Genomic DNA, 23,446 nt, shown 5'->3' with positions numbered 1-23,446 from the left:
GAAGCACATTATGTTACCATACTATTTAAAACTTGTAGGACCATAATCAATTTAAATTGAAAATAATTTTAAATGAGAGAGGCAAACATATGAAAATACCTTTTACAAAAATGCATGGCTTAGGGAATAATTATATATATATCGATTTATTTTCGTATGAACTGGACGAAACTATTTTGCCTGAGCTTGCCAAAGCTGTATCTAATGTTTATACAGGAATTGGTTCAGATGGTCTAATATTAATTCATCCAAGCAAAAAGGCGGATGTAGGAATGAGAATATTTAATAAAGACGGCTCTGAGGGGCAGAGCTGTGGAAATGGTCTGCGTTGTACTGCGAAATACGCCTACGAATCTGGTATTATAGATAAACAAAAATTCACAATGGAAACAAAGGCAAACATCGTAGAAGCAGAAGTAATGGTAAAGGATCAAGTTGTTAAGGAAATTACAATTAACATGGGAGATCCAGAATTACAGAGAGCATCTATACCTATGTTAGGAAAAGCAGCTGATCAAGTTGTGGCAGAACCATTCCTTATATCGGAGGAGGAATTGAAGCTTACCGCTCTTTCCATGGGAAATCCACATGCTGTGTTTTTCGTGGAAGATATAGAACATGCCCCTTTATATGATTTAGGTCCGCTGATAGAAAAAGATTCCCGGTTTCCTAATGGAGTAAATGTGGAATTTGTAGAAATAATCTCTGAAAACGAAGTTAATTTCCGTGTCTGGGAGCGAGGATCTGGCGTGACACAGGCATGTGGTACTGGCGCATGTGCTGCTGTTGTTGCGGGAGTATTAAACCACCATCTGAGAAAAGGTGAACCGGTAACTGTCCATCTGCAGGGAGGGGATTTAAAAATCAGATGGGATCATCATGGGAAGGTGTGGATGACAGGAGACGCAGAAGTAATTGCTTCGGGTGTCTATCATTATAGAATGCCTTAGTTGATATTATAGCTTCTAGTTTGTATACTTGGAGGTAACCAATCCTAGAGAAGGAGGAAATCTGAGATGGTTATTACGATAACTGATAATGCGAGAAAGCAGATTCAGGAAATGATGAAAGAAGAAACAGAAGGTGCTCACTTACGTTTTGGAATAAAAGGCGGTGGTTGCAGTGGACTATCCTATTCATTAGGCTTTGAATATAATATTAATGAAGATTTAGATAGTGTTGAAGAAATTAATGGGATTCCAGTAGTATTCTTCAACCAAGATATTCCTATTTTGGAAGGAACTACTATTGATTTCAAGCAAAACATGATGGGTGGGGGTTTTAGTATTGATAACCCCAATGCTATTGTTTCATGTGGTTGTGGTTCTTCGTTTAGGGCTAAAGATAGAGAAGGAGTACCAGAGAATTGTTAATAAAAAGCTGTCGATCAATTTTGATCGACAGCTTTTTCTATTGTGAATGAATCTGTGTCTCTATGAATGGTAAGCTCTGAGTTAAAACATACTTGTTGAGTGTTTTGGCTGAATCCGTGCTTTAGGATCAATATACTGTTTAGCATTATTAATGGCTGTTGGACCTTCACCAAATCCTGTTGCAATTAATTTTACCTTTCCTTCATAGGTGCATATATCTCCTGCAGCGTAAATTCCAGGAATATTAGTTTCCATTTTTGAATTAACGACAATGCTGTTTTTTTCTATTTCCAAACCCCAATTCTTAATAGGTCCTAGTGTGGAAACAAAACCGTAATTACAAAGGACTGAATCTACTTCCAGCTCAACTTTGTTTTCTCCTTTTACTTCTTCCAATACAATCCGATCAATTTTGTCACTAGTTTGAACATCTGTTGGTACATAGGGTGTTAATACATCTACATTCGATGACATCAGCTTCTCAACACTGTGTTCATGTGCTCTAAACTTATCCCGTCGGTGGATTAATGTGACCTTATTGGCAATTGGTTCAAGCATAAGCGCCCAGTCTACAGCAGAGTCGCCACCGCCTAATAAAGCTACATTTTGTCCTTTATATTGATTCATATCCTTTACATGGTAATGTAGGTTTACTCCTTCAAATTGATCACATTCTCCTACGTTTAATCTGCGAGGCTGAAATGCCCCGTTACCAGCCGTAATGATTATTGTTTTTGAATAGTGGATTTCCTTCGTGTTGGAAATTAGCTTAAAGGAGCCGTCCGACATTCTTTCAATTTCTTCTATGGATTGTTCAAGGATGATAGTAGGATTAAATATGTTAGCTTGCTCTTCTAAATTATCAACTAACTCCTGAGCGCGAACCTTTGGAAAACCTGCAATATCATATATATCCTTTTCAGGGTAAAGAGCAGTTAATTGCCCTCCGGTATGTGGTAAACTTTCAATGATTTTCACACTTGCTTGGCGCATACCACCATAGAAGGCAGTAAATAAACCTACAGGCCCTGCACCAATGATGGTGACATCAAATACTTCTTCAGACAAGGTTGTTACCCCCCAATTCTATTAATTAAACTATAAACCATCTTACTCATAGTATCATAAAACGGGTTATTTTGAATAATAATGCACAATATATTTTCATTCAGTTTAAGACGAGAGAAGTAAAATGTGGAAACTAAAAATTTTGCTTGAAAAATACTACTAAAGAGGCTACTATTATCCTTGGTATTATATTACCATTTCATATCAAACAGATTACAATTTATTGTCATTAGAGCCAACAAATGGATCTTAATCTATTTAATAGTATATCTAATCATAGAAAACGAAAGTGAGGATATTATGAAAAAACCACATATAGTAATATTAGGTGCTGGTTATGGGGGAATAATGACAACAATTAAGCTTCAAAAATCATTAAATATGAATGAAGCAGAGATTACGTTAGTTAATAAAAATGACTACCATTACCAAACAACCTGGCTCCATGAAAATGCCGCAGGTACATTGCATCATGATCGAACCAGGATCCCTATAAGAAATATTATTAATCAGGAAAAAGTTAACTTTATTCAAGATAAAGTTATATTGATTAAACCGGAAGAAAAGAAAGTCAAACTTAGTGAAGTTGAGTTAAGTTACGATATATTAGTTATAGGTCTTGGATTCGAAGCAGCTACTTTTGGGATTACTGGGCTTGCAGAAAACGCTTTTTCCATAGGTAATATTAAAAATGCCAGACTGTTAAGGGAACATATTGAGTACAATTTTGCAAAATATAGCGAGCAGCAAGAAAAGGATCCTGCATTATTACATATTGTTATTGGCGGCGGAGGATTTACAGGAATTGAATTCCTTGGAGAGATTGCCAACAGAATACCAGAACTTTGTAAAGAATATGATATAGATAAAAACTTGGTTAGAATCATTAATATTGAAGGGTCATCAACTGTTCTTCCAGGGTTTGATCCACAACTATCTGAATATGCTATGAACTCTTTAGAAGCCAGAGGGGTAGAGTTCTTAACAGGAGCATTGGTCAAAGAATGCCATCCAGATAAGGTAATTATTGAAAAAAACAATAAAACAATCCATGTATCAACTGCCACAACTATTTGGGCTGCTGGTGTCCGGGCGAATTCAATTGTTGGAAAATCAGGATTTACTACTAACAAGGGTAAAATAGAAGTGCTTAGTGATATGCGTACTCCCGATTACAAGGATGTATTTGTAATTGGGGATTGCGCACTGATTATAAACCCAGAAAACGGCGAACCGTATCCACCTACAGCACAAATTGCTATTCAGCAATCAGATATTGTGGCACACAATATTAAGGCATTACTAAGACGTGAGGACTTAGAGTCTTTTGAGCCAAGTATACTTGGAACAGTTGCTTCATTAGGACAAAATGATGCGGTAGGAATTTTAAATAATAAATATAAGTTTTATGGTTGGAAAGCTACTGTACTTAAAAAGATTATAGATAACCGCTATTTATTAAAGTTGGGCGGTTTTAGTTTGTTGATAAAGAAAGGGAAGTTTAACTTCTTTTATTAAGAAGTAAGCAAAGACAGACAACAGTCTTTGCTTTTTTATGTATTTCATATAAAATGTAGTTGGATAAAGAACTTGGAAGTGAAGGGAGATACCGTTTTGATTCAGTTGGTAGTGTCGGTATTATTATACTTTGTAATATTTTTTGGAATTGCCTTTATTTTAAATATGTTGCTCCGAAAAACATGGTTAATGGCTTTTATCTATCCAATTATTGTAGTTATGATCGTGGATGATATAAGTACAGCAGAATATATTAAACATCCTGGAGAAGCTTTTTCAGAAGCGGCAACAAGATTAATGAACGTTACACCTGTGGATATCGTTATATTATCAGCAGGTTTTGCAGGTACAATTGTTTCAGGAATTGTCATTAAAGTTTTAAGAAAAAGCGGATACCAAATGTTTTAAATTTAGCATATGGTTTTCAGCCTGTAATTTATACTTTTTTCAAAAAGATCCCATTGGAGATTGGTTCCCAGTGGGATCTTTTTAGGTTTATAAAGTAAAAAAATCTAGTGATATACAAAGAATTTTGAATAATGTTGTATATTTTTTAATTAATTGGTAATGCTTAGTTGGTAGAAAAGATTACTTGTCATTATGTGCAGCTGTCAGCTTCCTTATCTGCAGACTATTAAGATATAAAGCTATATGCACGGATGATAAATTAGGTTTACTACCAGAGAGGTGTTATTAATGAAAGTAAAAAAAATGATGAGAAGAGCGAGCATGATAACGTTGGTACTTATTGCATTTTTTGTTACAGTTACTACAATCTCAAATGTAAGTTTATCAGATATAGAGAAATGGGTTGAAAAAACTTCCTTGTTTACCGCAGCTAAAGCTGGTTCACCTGCAAGCTACAAACAAATTTCTCTTCAAGAGAAAAAATTAAATTATATTCAACAAGACAAACGATATATCTCAAGTGAACAAATCAGTGGGCCATCTTCAATTGAGGAAGCAGTAGACTTTTCAAAATACCCGATGGCAACTGTAGTAGCAACAGGCTATACAGCAGGAGTGGAATCAACTGGAAAAACACCAGACCACCCGGAATACGGCATAACCTTTTCAGGCGTTCAAGTAAAAAGGGACTTATACTCTACGATCGCAGCGGATTTAAATGTATATCCAATTGGGACAGTTATGTATATACCTGGATATGGCTATGGGGTAGTAGCTGATAAAGGAAGCGCTATTAATGGGAATAAAATAGATTTATTTTATGATTCTGTTGAAGACGTATATTCTCAGTGGGGAAAGAAAAAGCTGGATGTATACATTTTGGAAGAAGGCGATGGTTCACTAACTGAAGAAACATTAAACAAATTAAATGAAAATGAAGCATTACAAGTGTTTAGACAACAGTTTATTCAAGAGTAAATGATTTTAAAAGCCTAAAACCATATTATATTAATAATTAAAAAATCCGAACTGATTCATTTTCTAATGAATTTCCGTTCGGATTTTTTATGGAAATGGTGCGATCTATACCGAAAAATTCGGTTTAAAATAATCTTCTTTAGTTTGATATCGAGATTATGCTAATAAAGTTGATATAGTAAAAAGGCTATTGCCACGCCAGAGAGGCCACCCAAAAAAACCTCAATCGGTTGATGTCCTAATAATTCTTTTAATTCCTGCCTTTTTTCATATTCCTTCTTACGATTCCAATCCTTGGCTCCATCTACAAATAATTGAAAGTCCTTAATCAATTGGTTTAATACGATAGCCTGTTCTCCAGCTTGTCTACGCACACCTGAAGCATCAAACATAATAATAATACTAAAAACGCATGAAACAGCAAACATGGTTGAAGAAACGCCCTCCATAATTCCCACGCTTGTTGTTAAAGCAGCAACCGCAGCTGAATGGCTGCTCGGCATACCTCCAGTACTAAAGGCAAGACCAGGGCGAAATTCTTTTGTAACAACAAGTTTAATTGGAATTTTTACAACCTGTGCAAAGATAATAGCAGTTAATGCTGATAAGAGAGGGAAATTCATCAATACATCCATATTTGAGCATCCTTCCTTCCTAAAGGATTGTAGTTAGTTAATATTAACATAAGAAAAGGTATATCGTATAACAATTATGCAACTTTTGAGGAACCAATAGCCATTTGGCATAATGAGTTATAATATATATGATGTGTTTAAGTAATGATTCGCAAAATAGATGAACTGCGAACTAACTTGTGTGTTTGCAAATAACCGTTTAGAAAATAACGTATAGTGAACAAACTATAGCTAGTTTGCGAATGTTTCCGGCGGATTATCTTGATCTCCTGCCGATTAATTTGCACTCCGGCGGATTATTTCGCTCTGCAGCTGATTAAATTATTCTCCGGCGGATTATTTCGCCCTGCAGCCGATTAATTTATTCTCCGGCGGATTATTTCGCTCTGCAGCCGATTAATTCACTTTTCTGCGGATTATCTCGTTCTGTGCCGATTATCTCATTCTTCGGAGTATTGCTTCTCTCTGCAGCTGATAGTCCACACTAGTTCGCAATTCCCTCCTACTATGAATGTACGAAATAACGTTTGTACCTCAACATTTTCAATAGAAGCAAAGAGGAACAGCCTATTTCTGGCTGTTCCTCTGGAATAACTACTATTTTATTGCAGCTTCTAATGCGATTTCCATCATTTCATTAAAAGTTGTTTGACGTTCTTCGGCTGTTGTTTCTTCACCTGTTAAGATATGGTCAGAAACAGTAAGCACGGAAAGAGCTTGGCGATCATACTTCGCTGCGAGTGTATATAAGGCTGTTGTTTCCATTTCAACAGCAAGTACTTTATAACTAGCCAATAATTCATTTATTTCCTTACCATTATCACGGTAAAACGTATCGCTTGTAAATACGTTACCTACACGTAAATTCATCCCTTTTTCCTGACCAACATCATATGCTTTTTTCAGAAGGTCAAAATCTGCAAGGGGAGCATAATCAATGTGATCGAAAACCATCTTGTTCACTTGAGAATCGGAAGTAGACCCTTGCGCCAAGATAACATCTCTAACTTTTACGTCCTTCTGAATAGCACCACAAGTTCCTACACGAATTAACTTTTTAACGTCATAACTTTGAATTAACTCATTTACGTAAATGGATATGGACGGAACTCCCATCCCTGTTCCTTGAACGGATACCCGTTCTCCTTTGTATGTCCCTGTAAATCCATACATTCCTCGTACGTCATTATATTTTGATACATCTTCAAGAAAAGTATCAGCTATATACTTAGCCCTTAATGGATCACCAGGCAATAATATTTTGTCAGCTATTTCGCCCTTTTTTGCTCCAATATGTACACTCATATTATATTCCTCCTTATAAACTATCGCTACATTAAAATTATCACAATGCCTGGCGAAAGACAATTATTGTGAGTTTAGTCAAACGTCCATGTGTTTTCATTTCAAAATCACTATCATATAGTATATAATATAATTGGTTAAACTAATCAAATACACTAAATTGTACTAAGATAATTGGTACATAGTTAATAAACTGGAAGGATGATAAAGTATGAAAGAGCAAACTTTTACAATTACAGCGGAAACAGGTGTCCATGCCCGTCCGGCTACTTTACTAGTTAATAAAGCTGGTCAATTTGAGTCTGAAGTGGAAGCAACCTACAATGATAAAACAGTAAACCTTAAATCCATTATGGGCGTAATGTCCTTAGGAATTCCAAAAGGGGCAGAAGTTAAAATTACAGTAAATGGCAGTGACGAAGAAGAAGCATTAAATGGTGTTGCTGAAGTAATAAAAGAACATTTAGGCGAATAGTAGTAACTAAAAGCTAGAGGGGGCCTCTAGCTTTTTAATTTTTTTATAGCGATAATTCAAAGAGCTGAGCTACTTTAAATTTATTTTTGAACAAAAACTAATAAGCATTTAATTAATAATATTTATCCTTATAATATTTGTTTTCTAATTCAGTTAAAGTATGGTAAGCTTTGTTATTGAAATCATTATCCTTACTGCATAATTTTTCTTTATATACATTCACAGCATCGCGTAAAGATTCATTGTATTCAGGAATAATATCATTGTAAGGATGAACAGCTGGTTTTTTTACATTCATTTTTTCATGAGGGGCTAACGCTTTTCGTTCATGGAAAAATACTCCTTCAACTTCGCCGGGATGGTGAATATCTCCTTGCAAGGGATGCTTGAGCACTGCGTGTACCTCGATAAGGTAGCGATTGCCCCTGTCTTCTTTGACCGTTCCTATGTATGTTCCAGAATTATAATGTGCTTTTACATTGGCTCCTATTTCAACTTCCGCCATCGTAAAACCTCCTTTTATTCTATTTTGCCAAAAATGTCACAGATTAGCGAATATTTAGCTATGTCTGTATCGAATAAAATTATGATTTGTTATACTGTGATTAAAGGACGTGAAATTAATGATGCCATTTCTTTATTTTCCAGAAGATAAATCAGAATATATTCCAGCAATTATTTCTTTAACCATCTTCATGATTGCTGCTGGAGTTGTTATGTACTTGATTTATAAAAAGTCAAAAAAAGATGAAAAATCATTTAATGAAAGATACAATGATCAACTAAATAATAATTCTGATCAAGAAAAAAACCCCCTTTAAAATGGGGTTTTTTTATTTAAGTCTAATATGTAGCTGGATTTTTAATGATTCAGGAAGATTGACTAAAGAAATTTTTCAATACAGTTATTTTTTCTTGTCGAACAATACGAGGTGAATGGTTAGTAACATATATCTTGGTTTTTGTACGTTTATCCTTTTGCAAGTTGTAAATACTAACAGAAAGTAGTTAAAAGGGGTTCATTTTATGAGACTTTTTATCATAGTATTTATTTTACTCTTGGTTTCCTGCCAAAGTAATCCAGACAAAACTAGAGAAGTAGAAATGTATAATGCTGATGGCGATTTAGTCGGTAATGCAAAGATAAGCGAAAAACCGGATGGAGTAAGTATTAAATTAAAGTTAGAAGGTTTATCTCCAGGATTGCATGGTATCCATGTACACGAATATCCTTCTTGCAAGGGGCCTGATTTCAAGAGTGCAGGTAGTCACTTTAATCCTGAAGGAAAAGAGCATGGTTTAATGCATCCAAAAGGAGCTCATTTAGGTGATTTACCAAACATTGAGGCGGATGCAGGAGGGCTAGTTGATGCTGAATTGATGCTGGCTGGCGCTACTTTATCTGAAGGAAAGAAATCGATATTGACTGGTGAGGGTACTTCACTTGTGGTAGACGAAGGTAAAGATGACGGGGTAAGTCAACCTGCTGGTAATACAGGTGCGAGAATTATCTGTGGGGAAATTAAAACGGATCCGGGTTCCGAAGATAATTCTGGGTCACCAACTGACCCCACTCAGTTTAATGAGAAACAAGAAGAATAATTTATAGCCACCAAGGACATATCCATGGTGGCTAAGATTAGTTTGCTTCTATTGCCTTAACTAAACGGTTAACTCCTTCTTCTAATGTAGCTTTAGGGCAGGCGATGTTCATTCGCATAAATTGATTTCCTTCTACTCCATAAGAAGCCCCTGGATTTAGTCCCACTTTTGCTTTCTTGATCATAAATTCCTTTAATTCTTCTGGGTTCATGTTTAGATTACTGCAATCAATCCACAGTAGATAAGTACCTTCTGTTTGAACTACTTTTAGTCCAGTACTATGTTTCTCGAACATTTCAACGACGTAGTTTCTATTCCTTTCTAAAATCTCCAGTAATTCATCCAGCCATTGCTCTCCATGAAGATATGCTGTTTCCAATGCTACATTTCCCATTGTGTTTAACATGCCTAGTCCTTGGCTGCTAAAACAGGCATCTATTTTCTCGCGCATTTCTTTATTTGCAGTAACAATATATGAAGCTTGTAAACCTGCTAAGTTGAATGTTTTACTTGGTGCCATACAAGTAATGGTCATGTCTGCTATCTCTTCTGATATGGATGCAAATGGGATATGCTTATTATCGGATAAAGTTAAATCTCCGTGTATCTCGTCAGCAATACAGATAACCTCATGTTTAATACAAAGATCAGCAATACGTTCAAGTTCCTCACGCGCCCAAACTCTACCCACTGGATTATGTGGAGAACAAAGAATGAGTGCTTTTGCTCCTTGCTTCATTTTTTCTTCCAGGTCTTCAAAGTCAATAGTGTAATAATTATTTTTATAAGTAAGTGGGTTCTTGACTAGCTGTCTGTCATGACTGTTAATAACATTGAAAAAAGGCGTGTATACAGGTGTTTGAATAATCACCTTGTCTCCTGGGTTTGTAAGAGCCTGTATTGCCATATGTAAGCTTGTTACCACCCCTGGACTAAAGGATAGCCACTCATCATTGATTTTCCAATTATGGCGTTTATCTAACCAATTTACAATAGAGTCCTTCACATCTTGATCAACTGCTGTGTAACCGAAAACTCCGTGCTCCGTTCTGCTCACTAGCGCATCCAATACTTGCTGTGGAGCTTTAAAATCCATATCTGCTACCCACATTGGTAGAACTTCATCTGTGCTAAATACTGCCTTTCGCATATCCCATTTTACTGACCGTGTATGCAGTCTGTCCTGAATTGTATCAAATAAACTCATAATTTCACCTCATAGTACTTTATTTTATTCTATTATAACAAAGATTATCTTTATCGAGTGATTGTAGAACTTGTCTCGTAATTTTATTTCGGTTCTATAGCAAATGTGGGGTACAAACGTATTTCGTTCATTCTTAGTAGGAGTAAAATGCGACGTAAATTTATTGATGAAAAACTCAGTGAAATATTTGAGGAGAAGTGCCCCATTGATTTTCGTTGCATGCGGACGCTTTCACACCTCCGGGTACAAGCGCGACATCTGTTCGTAACCTCACAGTGTCTTCTTTGCCGCCCGGCATGGCCTCAGCCGCTTCCTCCGCTAAGCTCCGTCCAGGGTCTTCAGCTCATGCTATTCCGGTAGGAGTCGCCGCCCTCCACTACAATCAATTTGTACACAGCACATTCTGGGTGTATGCGAACGCAATTTTTTTCGTAGATATAATAGGAAATAGTAGCGAAGCGGAATATTTCCCCGTAGCGGCAATTTACGCAGCCTCTATATTCTTAGTTACGTCGTAGTTTATCTATTTTGCGAAACATTGAATGACCTTAACTTATATTAGAATCTTTATTTCAAACATAAAAAAAAGCAAAGCGCTTAGCGCTTTGCCTACAGGGGGAATACGAGAAAGTCTTACATTTATAGTAATACCCATCAAAAAGAATATATAAACGTGAAAGAATAAAATTTATTTATTAAATATCGTTTTTAACTACTTATTATTTAAACGCTTTTCCAGCTCTTCTTTTTCTTGCTCATATCCTGCTTTTCCTAATAAAGCGAACATATTTACTTTGTATGCTTCTACCCCGGGTTGATCAAATGGATTAACACCAAGAAGATAACCACTGATTGCACAAGATTTTTCAAAGAAATACACTAGATAACCAAACGTAAAGGCATCAAGCGCAGGGATTTCCAAAACTAAATTCGGTACATTCCCATCTGTATGTGCCAAAAGTGTACCTTGAAATGCTTTGTTATTAATGTCATGAATTGATTTCCCGGCAAGGTAGTTTAAACCATCAAGATTATCTTCATCTTCCTCAATGAATATTTCCTTGTTCGATTTATTTACATGTAATACTGTTTCAAAAATATCCCTTCTGCCATCCTGAACGTATTGACCTAGGGAATGTAAATCAGTTGAAAAATTTGCAGAAGAAGGATAGATCCCTTTTTGATCTTTTCCTTCACTTTCTCCGAATAGCTGTTTCCACCACTCTGCAAAATATTGAAGTTGTGGCTCATAGTTAATAAGCATTTCTATTGTTTTACCTTTATTATAAAGAATATTTCGAATGGCTGCGTATTGATAAGCAGGGTTATCGGCAAGAACAGGGGTAGATAAATCCTTCATTGCGGTTTGAGCTCCGTTCATAATCTGCTCAATTGATATGCCACCAACAGCTATTGGAAGCAACCCTACTGCAGTTAGAACAGAATAACGACCACCTACATCGTCAGGAATAACAAATGTCTCGAAGCCTGATTGGTCTGCCAATGTCTTTAATGCACCTTTTTTCTTGTCGGTAGTAGCGTAGATCCGCTTACTAGCTTCTTCTTTTCCGTATTTTTCTTCCAAATGTTTTTTAAAGATCCGAAATGCAATCGCTGGCTCTGTCGTCGTTCCACTCTTGGATATGACATTAATAGAAACATCTTTTCCCTCTATAATATCAAATAACTCTGCAATATAAGATGAACTCATATGGTTACCAACAAAAATAATTTGGGGAGCCTTTCTTTGCTCCTTTGATAACAGGTTTTGAAAAGAGTGTGTTAGCATATCCAGAGCTGCTCTTGCCCCTAAGTAGGATCCGCCGATTCCAATTACAAGTAATATGTCGGAATCATTTCTGATTTTATCGGCACAGTTTTTAATACGGGCAAATTCCTCTTGATCATAAGTTTCAGGTAAATCAACCCATCCTAGGAAATCGTTACCTGCACCTGTTTTTTCATGTAAATTAAAATGTGCTTTTTCAACAAAGTCAGTTAAATTATTTATTTCCTCCTTATTGAAAAAGGATAAAGCACTCTCATATTTAAAAGAGATATGTGTCATTTCTTAGCCTCCTATTACTACACAATAATTTGTATATAATGTAACTTTACCCAAGTAAATCTGCGAAAGCAAGAAAGAAATAGTATATAATAAGATATTTTGCAAAAGCTACGATAGAGGAAAATTATAAAGGAGGTATATGTATGAATGGAATTCAACGCACTGCTTTAGCGCTTACTATTATTGGTGCAGTTAACTGGGGACTGATTGGCTTATTTCAATTTGATTTAGTTGCAGCACTGTTTGGAGGAGACCAGACCGCTGGTTTTGCCCGAATTATTTATACATTGGTAGGAATTAGTGGTTTAGTCTTAATTCCTCTTCTCTTCAAAACAGATGAAGCTTTTGCTGATCAGCATGCTCCCAAAGGTGTAGACGGTTAAAAAAACAGAGGCAAACTTACCTAAGGTGGGGTTTGCCTCTGTTTATATCATTTAGCGGTATTATTTCTTAAATGAATCGTTTTTAGATTGCTCGATCCATTCTTCCAGTTTATCTTTAAGTGTATTAAAGCCAGCTGTATCATTTTCTTGTTCTGTTTTAACTGGTTGATGTTTTTTAGGACTGGCGGATTTTGCCGGTGCTTCCTCAGTAGCACGAATAGAGAGGGATACTTTATTTTTTTCCTCGTCGACATTAAGAACTTTTACTTTAACCTCATCACCAATGGATAAATGTTCATTAATATCTTTTACAAATCCATGAGTTACTTCCGAGATATGAACTAATCCTTGCGTATCTTCATCTAAAGCAACAAATGCACCGTATGGTTGAATTCCTGTTACTTTTCCTTCTAAAATTTGACCTGTCTCAAATTTACTTGTCATGCTGAACAACTCCTAATATATTCGATTCTTTTTACACAATACAACATTTTAGCATAATTTCCATAGAGAAGCAAAGAATACTAAGAAAAGTAATGGAAAGGAAGAGATGGATGATTCCTATGGATTCACGAGTGGAGAATAGAATTTATTCCTTGTATGTATTGGAGGAGCTCCTCAAACCAGAGGGGTATGTAATAGCCTCAAATTGGGATTATGATAACGGCCATTTTGATTTAAAGATTGATGATGAAGGGAAGTATTATTATTTAAGAATTCCATTTTATGCTGTGGCTGGATCATTGGATTACCCTGGCGTGACTGTTCGTTTGGAAAAGCCCTTTTTACTTGCACATCAATATGAAAAGGGAATTGATGAAGATAGCAGGGGAGGAGCATTCCAAGGTACATTCAACCAATTCCAGCCACCGATAGATCCTGATGCACATATTCCAAACGACTATATTGATATAGGGAAGCAACTTGTAGAGAAATTAGAGCAGTTAGTTATCCCAGAAGGATAGTGAAATAAGTAAATCATCTTTTTTCAACAATAATTCGGGTGACGGATTCATTATATATTCCTTGTTTCGAATGAGACCTATTAATATGTGTCTCTCATTAATATAATCTAAAATAACACTTTTAAACGTTTTACCAATTTCAGATTCGGACAATGGAATGTGGCAGAATTGCTGGCTTGCTAGTAAGCGGATAATATCTTCAAATGGAGTTGCATTGTTGGCGTGATAAAGCTCATGATAAAACAACGCACTCATAAAATCATTTGATCTGATAATAGTATTGGAACCAGCTCGCAATGCGTTTTCAATTTGGATTTTAGATAGGATTTCCGAAATAATAGGTATTTTTGGGTTATTCCCCCTTACAGCAACAATTGTCAAGATAGTAGAATTATCGGCTTTTCTTTCCTCCTCAGAAAAATCGGAGGAAACTAATACACACTTTGCTGCAGTTATGTTAGCCTTTCTGAGTGTATTATCCTCTGTAGGATTTCCGTGGAGAAAATGCACAGGATAATCCTTATAATTTAAAAAGTTTAACGTTTGGTCAATTAAAACTATTTCCTGATGGGTGTTCCTTTTTGAAATGTGTTCGATAATTTGCCTTGTTCGTTCATTCCAGCCTATTATAATTATGTGGTTATTTCCTTTGAAAGCAATTTTACCCGTGGTTAAATCCTGCTCATGTTTAAGTGTAGAGGCAGTGAGAGCAGTAATATAAAATGCGATTAAACCTCCGCCCGAAAGGATTAAAAGCATTGCTAGCAATTTACCCGGAACACTTAAAGGGACTAAATCGCCATAACCTACAGTAGCCCCTGTAACAATAGCCCACCATATTCCATCAAATAAGGTAGGAAACTGAGTTGGCTCAATAATATGAATAACTAAGCCAAATAAAAATAAGAGGAAAAGAACGCTTATAAGAACCCTGATAAGTAAAGGAATTTGTAAATATAAATATCTAACTAATCGTATGCTCATATACAAAGTCACCTTTTTGTAAAAATATTGTAATCACACTTATTTTAGTATGGACAAGATTTTGCAATACTTATACAAAAAGACTGTCACATTATTGGTGACAGCCTTTTTCAATATGTGCTTATGTATGAACAGCAACGTTCAGCCTTTCAGCCCCTTGTTCTTATTTGTTTAATTCATTTTTTAAACTTAGATAAACGTCTTCCCAAAAATCTGTATTATCTCTAAGCGATTTTGTTATAAAAAAAAGCATTTCATTAAATTTTTCTTTAAAATCCTCTGCATCTTCTTGCGGGAGAGCTTCCTTGGAATGGTCCACAAATTGCTGAACTTTTTCTGCTCTTGGCCCCCATTTGGCTACTTCATTACCTTCTGCATCAAGAAAAATGAAAATAGGAATAGAGCGAGATTTGCCGTTGGTCAAGTATTGATCCATTAGTTCGAGATTTTGGTCTCTTAACAGCATACGAACGTTAATGTTAGCTGCTTCCGATAAACGAAGTAGAATTGGGATGTTTAACATAGCGTCACCACACCAGTCTTCTGTGAGCACTATCACACGCAAATTCTGCTTTTTTAAGGCATCGAAAAAAGCTTGGTCCTCAGGTAATTGAAAATTATCATATATATGCAAAAGATTTTCTCTATGTGTTTGCATGGATTCAATATAGTCATCTGGTAAAATTCCCTTGTTGAACCAATCATTTAATTCCATAGTAATTAGCTCCCTTTTATTTAGTCTTGTAGTAAAGTGTATCGATTATAAAACTTTTCGTAAACAAAAGTGCTCTTGCAGATTATTTTTGCTATGATAAAAAAGAATTCATTTTGAGGAGGAATAGTTATGCCTAAAGCTAATCAAGATTTTTTATTAGAATTATTACATACAGCTTCACCTTCAAGTAATGAAGTTGCAATTCAAAAGAAGTGGATAAATTATGTGAAGACTTTTGCTGATGAAATTAGGACAGATCATGCAGGTAATGCAATAGGAGTTCTTAATCCAGATGCCCGGTTTAAAATTCTCTTAGCAGGACATTGTGATGAAATTGCCCTTGTCATTAATCGTATTGATGAAGACGGATTCTTACATTTTGATAAAATGGGTGGTATTAATCCACAGGCAGCAGTCGGTATGAAAGTAACTGTAATGGGTGAAAATACTTCAGTTACTGGTGTCATTGGTGTTAATGCTCAACATCATGGAGGAATTAAAAAGGATTTTGACTTAGAGGATTTATTTATTGATTGTGGTTATAAAACAAAGGGAGAAGCAGAGGACTATATTCAGATTGGTGACTTGGCTGTATACAAAACAGAGCCGGAAATTTTATCTGACCGGTATATTTCCGGTCGGGGATTAGATAATCGCACAGGTTCATTTATCGTTGCAGAAGTGTTAAAAAATCTTGCGGAACGAGGTTGTTCTGTAGGTGTTTATGCGGCAAGTACAGTAAATGAAGAAACGAATATGGGGGGTGCCTATTTTGCTGCTGCAGGGATTGAACCTACAATGGCAATTGCTTGTGATGTAACCTTTGCCACAGACTTTCCAGGAGTTAACAAAAATAAACATGGGGATATTCGGTTAGAAAAAGGTCCAGTATTTGCTAAAGGAGCACCGATTAACAAAAAAATTAATAGATTATTGGAGCAGACGGCTAAGAAGTTACAAATGGCTGTACAATATGAATTAACACCAAGGATGACTGGAACGGATGCAGATAAAATGCGATTAACTGGCAAAGGTGTGCCTGTATCTCTTGTTTCGCTACCATTAAGGTATATGCATTCACCAGTAGAAACAGCTAGTCTAAAGGATATTGATGAAGAGATTGAGCTATTGGTTGAAATGATTGCAAACTTGACCGGTGAAGAAAATTTAAATCCATTGGAAGATTAATGTTAATAAAATCAAATCAGAACCAGCAGACAAATTGTTTGCTGGTTTTTATAATTGGATAAAAATTTGGTATTAACTATGCGTAAGCCAATATATACAGTTCAAGGTATTTACTACCACAATATGTTGCTTCTTGATAAAGATAAGTCCTAATGCTTGTTTATTGTTACAAAATACATACGAATAGTACCATTATTTACATATTAGGTAAAATTTGTAATGGATTTAACATAATTTACTAGGAGTTATTTCTTATTTTTTCATTTCAAGCTACATATTTTTGAAAAAATACATTTAAAAGATCGATATAAGGCCATTTAATTGGATTTTATAGATAAAGTAGGTATTTCTTACCTGAGGTAAAAATGGAAAATGAGTTACTTTTTATTCAATTTTGAATATTATATATTTTAACGACATCGTTCGACAAATTCTCTCTTCATATATGCTTATACTGGTTTTAACAACATAGATTTTGCAAACAACACCTCAGCAATTGTGAACCTATTAATATTTAGGAAAGGAGGAGGTGTTTTTTTTAATGGGTTCCGGAACTCACCTAAAGAGCAAATGGTGTTTTTTAATCAAAAGGAGGGAATAAATTGATAACGAAAAAGAAACGTCGAACGAAGTTGTTTAGTTTAACTGCAACCTTTATTATGGCGGTTTCCCTTATTACACCTGGAATGAGTTATGCAGAATCGAAAGGTGAACTGTTTCAATCCGTGTACGGACAAAAGAATGCTGCACAAGTAAAAATGAGTGATCGGCTTAAAACTGCCTTTACAAAGGACGATAAGGTTACTTTTTTGGTGAAATTTAAAGATAAAGCAGATACACAGAAGGTAGCAAAAGCTGCGAAGAAGGAAGCAGATTCGAAAAATCTTACTTCTACCAAGACAGAGCTGATGCAAAGGTCAGTTGTTGTGTCTGAATTAAAAGCTACTTCTATAGAATCTCAACAAAAAGTAAAAGCTTATTTACAACAGGAAAAGAAAAACGGCAAGGTTGTTAGCTTTAATTCCTACTACATTGTTAATGGGATGGCCGTAACGGCAACAGAAGAAGTTGCTGAAAAGCTTTCTTCATTTGCGGAGGTTGAAAAAATACTGCCAAATGAGAAAAGAGAACTTTTTACTACAGTGACTAAGGATGCAAAAGCACCTCAATCTGAAGTTGCAAATGTGGAATGGAATGTGGAAAGAGTTGGAGCGCCACAGGTTTGGGATATGGGGATTGACGGAACGGGTACAGTGGTCGCAAGTATTGATACCGGAGTCCAATGGGATCACCCTGCTTTAAAGGAAAAATACCGTGGTTACGATTCAGCTACCGGAGAAGTAACACATGACTATAATTGGTTTGATGCTACAGCCGGTCAGGGAGAAGCTTATGATGACCAGGGTCACGGGACACATGTAACAGGTACAATGGTTGGGAGTGAACCGGACGGCTCAAACCAAGTGGGTGTTGCACCAGGAGCTAAATGGATAGCAGTAAAAGCCTTTACAGCTGACGGTGGGACAGATGTTGATTTGCTTGAAGCTGCAGAATGGATCCTTGCCCCAAAGGATAGTGAAGGTAATGCACGCGTAGATTTGGCCCCAGATGTAGTTAATAATTCTTGGGGAGGCGGCCCAGGTTTGGATGAATGGTATAGAGATGTAGTAATAAATTGGAGAGCAGCTCAAATATTCCCGGAGTTCTCTGCTGGTAATACAACCTTATTCAATCCGGGAGGCCCAGGGTCGGTTGCTGTTCCTGCAAATTACCCAGAGTCTTTTGCAACTGGAGCAACAGATATCAATGATACAGTTGCAGGCTTTTCCTTACGAGGTCCATCACCTTATGATGAAGTCAAACCAGATATTTCCGCACCAGGAGCAAATATTCGTTCTTCTGTACCTGGAAGTGGGTATGAAGGCGGTTGGAATGGAACTTCAATGGCGGGACCAGCAGTTTCAGCAGTAGTAGCTTTAATGAAACAGGCTGATTCCAGCTTATCTGTTGATGAATTGGAAGACGTATTAATGAATACTGCTAATCCATTAACAGATGAAGAATATCCCGATTCTCCCAATAATGGATATGGATATGGCTTAGTTAATGCATTTGATGCAGTGTCTTCTTTAGTGTCGGGGCTAGGGACAGTTGAAGGTCAGGTTACAAAAGAGGGGGAAGATAATGAAGCGCCTACTTTTGTACACGAAAGCCCGATAGAAACTTATGAAGGAATGGACTTGGAGTTAGAGGTTGAAGTTGCTGACAATATTAGTGTTTCATCTGTAGAGGTAATTTATCAAGATAGTAATGGAGAAGATCATGTCATAGAAGCTGCTCGTATCTCTGGTGACTATAAGCAAGGTAACTATGCTGTTATTATACCAGGTGAGCATATCGAGGGAGAAGCAATCACTTATTCATGGAAGATCAATGATTTTGGCAACAATGAAGTGAATAGTGAATCCTTCGAAGTAACAGTCTTGCCTGGAATAACCGTTGGTTACACGCATGATTTTGAAAGCACCCCGGTTGGCTGGACGTCATTTGGTGAAAATAACAGCTGGGAATGGGGCACACCAGAATCCGGTCCAGAAAGCGCGGCTTCAGGAGAAAAGCTGTATGCTACTAATTTAGCAGGGGGGTATGATAGTGATGCAAATGCTACACTCGTTATGCCACCAATTGACTTACCTGAAGAAGGAAATACGTATTTACAATTTAAGCAATGGCATGAGTTGGAAATGTACGCTTCCGGAAGAGCATACGATTTTGGCCATGTATTTATATCAACAGACAAAAACGAATGGACTCAATTGATGAGAGTACAAGGGGAGTCCAATGAATGGATAAATGGAGAAGTAGATTTGTCTGAATACCGTGGACAACGAATCTATATTGGCTTCAATATAACTTCAGACGGCAGCGTTACAAAAGATGGCTGGTATATTGATGATGTAGCATTGACTGACGAATCAATGAGTCCAAGTGCCTCACTTGCATTAAATAAGAAAAAGGAAAGCAGTAAAACCAAAGACAATTCTAAGATAAAATCCAAAGGTAATATAGGGCTTGGTGTAATTAAGAGTAAGGAAAAAGCTTCTAAAAAAGAGAAAGTTGATCCTGCAAAAATAAAACCGATTTTACCACAAAAAGAAAAATCACCAATTGAAAGTGAAATGATTAATCCATTGCTTTTGCCAATTGGGGCCAAAGTAAGTGTGATTGAAAGTGGACGTTCCGTAAATACGGATCCCAAAAATGGGCAGTACAACTTGCTGCATGCAGCAGGCGACTATACCCTTAAAGCAGAATCCTATGGATTTGAATCAAAAGAGAAAAATGTAAAGATTGAAAATGACCAAACAAAACAAATTGACTTTACACTAGAAAAAATTGAACAATTCGATATAAATGGAAAAGTGACTGATGAGACTACAAATGAACCTGTAAATGATGCGACTGTGATGGTTATAGAGGATGCAAATATTGCCCCAGTGCAAACAAATGAAGATGGAAGTTATTCACTTACTGCCTATAAAGGTCAGTATACATTAAAAATACTTGCTAGCGGATACCATCCGAAAGAGGTCCAAGTCGACTTACAGGACGATATAACGAAAGATATCCAATTAGAGCCATTTTACACAGTTCCTGGTGGAGAAATTGGGTACGATGATGGTACAGCAGAAAACGCTAGAGCGTTTTATGATGCTAACAATGGCTGGGCAGTTAAGATGACTTTACCTGAAGGGAAAGACACAGCAGTAGTAACGGAGGGAGTATTTAAATTTTGGGATGAGGAGTTCCCTTCTCCTGGAGGTACTGAATTTGCAGTAGAAGTTTGGGATGCCTCCGGTGCAGACGGAAAGCCTGGTAAGAAAATTGCAGGACCAATTTCTGCAGAAGCTATTAGAGATAATAGTGAATGGACTATCATTGACCTAAAAGAGCATAGTATAACGGTAAATGATGATTTCTACATGGTTTATATTCAAACACAGCCTAATACCGGTGCCCCGGGATTAGCTACTGATGAGAGTAGTCCAAATGCCGAAAGAAGTTATCAACTTGTTGGAGGAGCGTGGTCCAAATCACCAGCCAATGAAGGTAACTATATGATCAGAGCAAGAGTAGCTTATGAAGCTGTTGATCCGGTAATCACTACTCCGGAAAAGGATGTTATAACCAATGAAAAAGATTTAACGATTAAAGGTACTGCTTCACCCACTACTACCGTGCAAATCTGGAACAATGGAGAAGAAGCAGGCAATGCCACAGTGGGCGAAGATGGGGAATTTGCCATTCCTACAGAATTAACAGAAGGAGTAAATGAATTTCAAGCTATTTCCCTATTGGAAGGAACTCCTGTTGGTGAGTCTTCCAAAGTGAAGGTAACCTTAGATACAAAAGCTCCTGAACTGACTATTGTCTCACCGGTAGATGGAGAAAAGACAAACAAGGAAACAGTTACCGTAGAAGGTACTGTAGATGATCCGAATCTTGCCACAGTTAAAGTTAATGGTCATAAAGCTACTGTATCTGACGGCAAGTATTCCAAACGGATTATTTTAGAAAACGGCGCGAACACGATTAAAGTAGTGGCAAAGGATCTAGCCGGAAATAAAGCCAAAAATAACGTAACTATTGATGTAAACTACACGAAGCCTGTGATTGAAAACCTCACACCAACAGAAGATAAATATATAAAAGCAGGAGAGAGTGTGAAAATCGAATTTGACAGTGAGCCAGGTCGAAAGGCGACATTCTTTATTCATATGCCACTCACAAACACAAAAAGTCAAATTTCAAATGCAACAGAGCTTCCAATGATGGAAATGGAAGATGGACATTATGTAGGGTATTGGACAGCCCCTAGTAATTTAAAAGCAGATGGTGGTGTGATTGAAGTCAAGGTTACTGATACCTATGGCAATGAATCTCGCAAACAGGCAAAAGGAAAGCTGTTCATAAATATGGATGAATAAAAATGAGTGATTGAAAAGGAGACTGTTGCACAATCAGTAACGAATCTTAAAATAAGCAATCTCTTATGGAAAAAGGAGCTGTCAGCCAATGCATATTATGCATTTTGCGACAGCTTCCTTATTTATGTTCAAACTAATAAAATAGTATTCTATTAAGCAAAGATATTGCAAAATCTTCATAAGGATGTATAATGTAAGTGACAATAAAATAATCGATTCCATCTTCGGGGCAGGGTGAAATTCCCGACCGACGGTAAGGAGCCATGCTCTAAGTCCGTGACCTGCAAAGCTCTTCTTGCTTTGTGGCTGATCTGGTGTAATTCCAGAACCGACAGTTACAGTCTGGATGGGAGAAGATGTCGAACCTGAATCAGGTGCTCATAGCGCCTTGTTTTTCCTATGTATTCAAAATTCAAAACCCTAAAGCCCCGATTAGGCAGGCTTTAGGGTTTATTTGTATGTAGGATAATGGGTGATCCTTCATCACGAGATAGGAATCGATTAAGGTGGAGGAGGAGAAGATGATGGAAAATAAAAATTACTCATCATCACGTTTATTCAAATTAATAATATTATCATTGCTTGGGACTATTTCACTTGTACTGTTTTTCTTGAATTTCCCACTGCCTTTTTTGCCAAGCTACTTAAAGATTGACTTTAGTGATGTACCAGCTTTAATGGCCTCACTTATTTTTTCACCAATGGCAGGAGTCATCGTAGTAGCAATCAAAAATGTTTTATATTTAGCTATTTCAGGAGCAGGCGATCCCATTGGTGTTATCGCAAATTTCCTTGCTGGAGCCATGTTTGTTATCCCTGTATCGATGCTTTATCATCGCTTTAAGGGTGTGAAAAGCGTAGTCTCAGGTTTAGTGACAGGAACATTAATCATGGCTGTTGGAATGAGTGTATTAAATTATTTTATTATCCTTCCGGCGTATGGGAAGTTTATGGGATGGGACATGACAGAACAATTTAAGTGGTTTTCCGTATATGCAGGAGTTCTGCCATTTAATATAATTAAAGGTATTATTGTTGGTTTACTATTTGTTCCATTATTTATTAAAATGAAAAGCTGGATTGAGCAAAAACAAATGAAAGCTGCAGCATAAAAAACAAAGCAGGCTGTCTATTTAGACAGCCTGCTTTGTTTTTTGGTTCTATACGATATTGGAAAAACTTCTACGTTTCGAGGGCTATGTTTAATCTAACGCTTTCAAATACCTGAAAAAATAATTGAGCTCTACCTTAATTCACAGTATAGATATACTGCGACGTAACTTTTGGTATTTAAGTTACGTGTGAAAATATCTTTGTTGTTGGAAAGCTCACTGAAATATTGAAGAGGTGAGCCTCATTGCTTTCCATTGCAGATGGACGCTTTCCGCCGGCATGGCTTCAGCCGCTTCCTCCGCTACGCTCCGTCCAGGGTCTTCAGCTCATGCTATTCCGGCTGGAGTCGCCATCTTCCATTCCAATCAATTGGTATAGACTTTTATCTAAGTTTAGAGTTTGCTCAACTTTTTTGTGACAAATTTATTATAACTTTGATAATCCTGACTTATCCTAGCGGAGGGGAAATATGT

General features: G+C 36.6%; 22 protein-coding genes and 1 riboswitch. Of the genes, 13 read left to right on the top strand and 9 right to left on the bottom strand.

Annotated features, from left to right (window positions below):
* The first annotated feature begins 89 nt into the window (after positions 1-89).
* Both dapF and BME96_RS12400 read left to right on the top strand, forming a co-directional pair.
* Positions 90-950, top strand: a complete 861-nt coding sequence (gene dapF, locus BME96_RS12405) for a diaminopimelate epimerase (protein ID WP_071649192.1) — start codon at positions 90-92, stop codon at positions 948-950.
* Positions 951-1,016: 66 nt separating this feature from the next.
* Positions 1,017-1,373, top strand: coding sequence for a HesB/IscA family protein (locus BME96_RS12400; RefSeq protein WP_019378628.1), 357 nt, complete (start codon positions 1,017-1,019; stop codon positions 1,371-1,373).
* 81 nt (positions 1,374-1,454) lie between these two features.
* Here the strand turns inward: BME96_RS12400 and BME96_RS12395 are convergent, their stop codons facing one another.
* Complete coding sequence (locus tag BME96_RS12395; protein ID WP_071649191.1) at positions 1,455-2,441, bottom strand: NAD(P)/FAD-dependent oxidoreductase; 987 nt, start codon at positions 2,439-2,441, stop codon at positions 1,455-1,457.
* Between the two features lie 300 nt (positions 2,442-2,741).
* On the opposite strand from BME96_RS12395, the gene BME96_RS12390 reads away from it, so the two are divergent.
* The 3 genes from BME96_RS12390 (at position 2,742) to BME96_RS12380 (ending at position 5,345) form a co-directional block, all read left to right on the top strand.
* Positions 2,742-3,959 (top strand): NAD(P)/FAD-dependent oxidoreductase, encoded by a 1,218-nt coding sequence (locus tag BME96_RS12390; protein WP_071649190.1) that lies wholly within the window; start codon positions 2,742-2,744, stop codon positions 3,957-3,959.
* Between the two features lie 96 nt (positions 3,960-4,055).
* The gene (locus tag BME96_RS12385; RefSeq protein WP_060679843.1) at positions 4,056-4,367 is read left to right on the top strand and encodes a YuiB family protein; all 312 of its coding nucleotides are present in this window, start codon (positions 4,056-4,058) and stop codon (positions 4,365-4,367) included.
* Between the two features lie 288 nt (positions 4,368-4,655).
* Entirely contained in the window at positions 4,656-5,345 is a 690-nt protein-coding gene (locus BME96_RS12380; protein ID WP_071649189.1) for a 3D domain-containing protein, read from the top strand.
* A gap of 161 nt (positions 5,346-5,506) precedes the next feature.
* Here the strand turns inward: BME96_RS12380 and BME96_RS12375 are convergent, their stop codons facing one another.
* Entirely contained in the window at positions 5,507-5,980 is a 474-nt protein-coding gene (locus tag BME96_RS12375) for a divergent PAP2 family protein (RefSeq protein ID WP_071649188.1), read from the bottom strand.
* 597 nt (positions 5,981-6,577) lie between these two features.
* Positions 6,578-7,285, bottom strand: coding sequence for a purine-nucleoside phosphorylase (gene deoD / locus BME96_RS12370; RefSeq protein ID WP_071649187.1), 708 nt, complete (start codon positions 7,283-7,285; stop codon positions 6,578-6,580).
* 211 nt (positions 7,286-7,496) lie between these two features.
* Between deoD and BME96_RS12365 the strand changes: the two genes are divergently transcribed.
* Complete coding sequence (locus tag BME96_RS12365) at positions 7,497-7,760, top strand: phosphocarrier protein HPr (protein WP_019378621.1); 264 nt, start codon at positions 7,497-7,499, stop codon at positions 7,758-7,760.
* Positions 7,761-7,872: 112 nt separating this feature from the next.
* Here the strand turns inward: BME96_RS12365 and kapB are convergent, their stop codons facing one another.
* Entirely contained in the window at positions 7,873-8,265 is a 393-nt protein-coding gene (gene kapB, locus BME96_RS12360) for a kinase-associated lipoprotein KapB (protein ID WP_019378620.1), read from the bottom strand.
* A 118-nt stretch (positions 8,266-8,383) separates the two neighbouring features.
* Here kapB and BME96_RS12355 point away from each other — a divergent pair, with 118 nt between their 5' ends.
* Together BME96_RS12355 and BME96_RS12350 are read left to right on the top strand one after the other, a co-directional pair.
* A complete protein-coding gene (locus tag BME96_RS12355; RefSeq protein WP_060679851.1) occupies positions 8,384-8,581 on the top strand; it encodes a hypothetical protein in 198 nt (65 codons plus the stop codon).
* A gap of 205 nt (positions 8,582-8,786) precedes the next feature.
* Positions 8,787-9,362 (top strand): superoxide dismutase family protein, encoded by a 576-nt coding sequence (locus tag BME96_RS12350; protein WP_060679852.1) that lies wholly within the window; start codon positions 8,787-8,789, stop codon positions 9,360-9,362.
* Between the two features lie 37 nt (positions 9,363-9,399).
* Here BME96_RS12350 and BME96_RS12345 read toward each other — a convergent pair whose 3' ends face one another.
* On the bottom strand, positions 9,400-10,569 hold the full coding sequence (locus BME96_RS12345) for a MalY/PatB family protein (protein ID WP_071649186.1): 1,170 nt from the start codon (positions 10,567-10,569) through the stop codon (positions 9,400-9,402).
* Positions 10,570-11,281: 712 nt separating this feature from the next.
* Positions 11,282-12,637, bottom strand: a complete 1,356-nt coding sequence (locus BME96_RS12340; RefSeq protein WP_071649185.1) for a glucose-6-phosphate isomerase — start codon at positions 12,635-12,637, stop codon at positions 11,282-11,284.
* Between the two features lie 143 nt (positions 12,638-12,780).
* On the opposite strand from BME96_RS12340, the gene BME96_RS12335 reads away from it, so the two are divergent.
* Positions 12,781-13,020, top strand: coding sequence for a DUF378 domain-containing protein (locus tag BME96_RS12335; protein ID WP_019376443.1), 240 nt, complete (start codon positions 12,781-12,783; stop codon positions 13,018-13,020).
* A gap of 60 nt (positions 13,021-13,080) precedes the next feature.
* Here BME96_RS12335 and yugI read toward each other — a convergent pair whose 3' ends face one another.
* A complete protein-coding gene (yugI, locus tag BME96_RS12330) occupies positions 13,081-13,464 on the bottom strand; it encodes a S1 domain-containing post-transcriptional regulator GSP13 (protein ID WP_019376442.1) in 384 nt (127 codons plus the stop codon).
* Between the two features lie 119 nt (positions 13,465-13,583).
* Between yugI and BME96_RS12325 the strand changes: the two genes are divergently transcribed.
* Complete coding sequence (locus BME96_RS12325) at positions 13,584-13,985, top strand: YugN family protein (RefSeq protein ID WP_223280578.1); 402 nt, start codon at positions 13,584-13,586, stop codon at positions 13,983-13,985.
* On the opposite strand, the gene BME96_RS12320 is transcribed toward BME96_RS12325, so the two are convergent.
* Positions 13,965-14,969, bottom strand: a complete 1,005-nt coding sequence (locus tag BME96_RS12320) for a potassium channel family protein (RefSeq protein WP_019376440.1) — start codon at positions 14,967-14,969, stop codon at positions 13,965-13,967. The two genes, BME96_RS12325 and BME96_RS12320, sit on opposite strands and share 21 nt — an antisense overlap.
* Positions 14,970-15,132: 163 nt before the next feature.
* Positions 15,133-15,684 carry a thioredoxin family protein gene (locus BME96_RS12315; RefSeq protein ID WP_071649184.1) on the bottom strand — a complete coding sequence of 184 codons (552 nt, stop codon included), beginning with the start codon at positions 15,682-15,684 and terminating at the stop codon, positions 15,133-15,135.
* A gap of 129 nt (positions 15,685-15,813) precedes the next feature.
* Between BME96_RS12315 and BME96_RS12310 the strand changes: the two genes are divergently transcribed.
* From BME96_RS12310 to BME96_RS12300, 3 genes are all read left to right on the top strand, one after another.
* The gene (locus tag BME96_RS12310; RefSeq protein WP_071649183.1) at positions 15,814-16,872 is read left to right on the top strand and encodes a M20/M25/M40 family metallo-hydrolase; all 1,059 of its coding nucleotides are present in this window, start codon (positions 15,814-15,816) and stop codon (positions 16,870-16,872) included.
* A gap of 602 nt (positions 16,873-17,474) precedes the next feature.
* Complete coding sequence (locus BME96_RS12305) at positions 17,475-21,860, top strand: S8 family peptidase (protein WP_269321165.1); 4,386 nt, start codon at positions 17,475-17,477, stop codon at positions 21,858-21,860.
* Positions 21,861-22,076: 216 nt separating this feature from the next.
* A riboswitch (FMN riboswitch) is annotated at positions 22,077-22,222 on the top strand.
* 162 nt (positions 22,223-22,384) lie between these two features.
* Positions 22,385-22,972: an ECF transporter S component gene (locus BME96_RS12300; protein WP_019376435.1), complete on the top strand. Its 588-nt coding sequence runs from the start codon at positions 22,385-22,387 to the stop codon at positions 22,970-22,972.
* Positions 22,973-23,446 lie beyond the last annotated feature (474 nt).

It is taken from the genome of Virgibacillus halodenitrificans (assembly GCF_001878675.1).
In the GTDB taxonomy this organism is placed as follows: Bacteria; Bacillota; Bacilli; order Bacillales; family Amphibacillaceae; genus Virgibacillus_Q; species Virgibacillus_Q halodenitrificans.
Note: the sequence above shows the minus strand (reverse complement) of the source record. Positions and strands in the feature narration are given on the sequence as shown.

Bases quoted from the DNA above. Each gene is read 5' to 3' on its own strand.
- BME96_RS12380 (WP_071649189.1), top strand. From the start codon at position 4,656: ATGAAAGTAAAAAAAATGATGAGAAGAGCGAGCATGATAACGTTGGTA.
- dapF (WP_071649192.1), top strand. From the start codon at position 90: ATGAAAATACCTTTTACAAAAATGCATGGCTTAGGGAATAATTATATA.
- deoD (WP_071649187.1), bottom strand. From the start codon at position 7,285: ATGAGTGTACATATTGGAGCAAAAAAGGGCGAAATAGCTGACAAAATA.
- BME96_RS12350 (WP_060679852.1), top strand. From the start codon at position 8,787: ATGAGACTTTTTATCATAGTATTTATTTTACTCTTGGTTTCCTGCCAA.
- BME96_RS12345 (WP_071649186.1), bottom strand. From the start codon at position 10,569: ATGAGTTTATTTGATACAATTCAGGACAGACTGCATACACGGTCAGTA.
- kapB (WP_019378620.1), bottom strand. From the start codon at position 8,265: ATGGCGGAAGTTGAAATAGGAGCCAATGTAAAAGCACATTATAATTCT.
- BME96_RS12365 (WP_019378621.1), top strand. From the start codon at position 7,497: ATGAAAGAGCAAACTTTTACAATTACAGCGGAAACAGGTGTCCATGCC.
- BME96_RS12315 (WP_071649184.1), bottom strand. From the start codon at position 15,684: ATGGAATTAAATGATTGGTTCAACAAGGGAATTTTACCAGATGACTAT.
- BME96_RS12340 (WP_071649185.1), bottom strand. From the start codon at position 12,637: ATGACACATATCTCTTTTAAATATGAGAGTGCTTTATCCTTTTTCAAT.
- BME96_RS12400 (WP_019378628.1), top strand. From the start codon at position 1,017: ATGGTTATTACGATAACTGATAATGCGAGAAAGCAGATTCAGGAAATG.
- yugI (WP_019376442.1), bottom strand. From the start codon at position 13,464: ATGACAAGTAAATTTGAGACAGGTCAAATTTTAGAAGGAAAAGTAACA.
- BME96_RS12310 (WP_071649183.1), top strand. From the start codon at position 15,814: ATGCCTAAAGCTAATCAAGATTTTTTATTAGAATTATTACATACAGCT.
- BME96_RS12325 (WP_223280578.1), top strand. From the start codon at position 13,584: ATGGATTCACGAGTGGAGAATAGAATTTATTCCTTGTATGTATTGGAG.
- BME96_RS12355 (WP_060679851.1), top strand. From the start codon at position 8,384: ATGATGCCATTTCTTTATTTTCCAGAAGATAAATCAGAATATATTCCA.
- BME96_RS12320 (WP_019376440.1), bottom strand. From the start codon at position 14,969: ATGAGCATACGATTAGTTAGATATTTATATTTACAAATTCCTTTACTT.
- BME96_RS12300 (WP_019376435.1), top strand. From the start codon at position 22,385: ATGGAAAATAAAAATTACTCATCATCACGTTTATTCAAATTAATAATA.
- BME96_RS12390 (WP_071649190.1), top strand. From the start codon at position 2,742: ATGAAAAAACCACATATAGTAATATTAGGTGCTGGTTATGGGGGAATA.
- BME96_RS12375 (WP_071649188.1), bottom strand. From the start codon at position 5,980: ATGGATGTATTGATGAATTTCCCTCTCTTATCAGCATTAACTGCTATT.
- BME96_RS12335 (WP_019376443.1), top strand. From the start codon at position 12,781: ATGAATGGAATTCAACGCACTGCTTTAGCGCTTACTATTATTGGTGCA.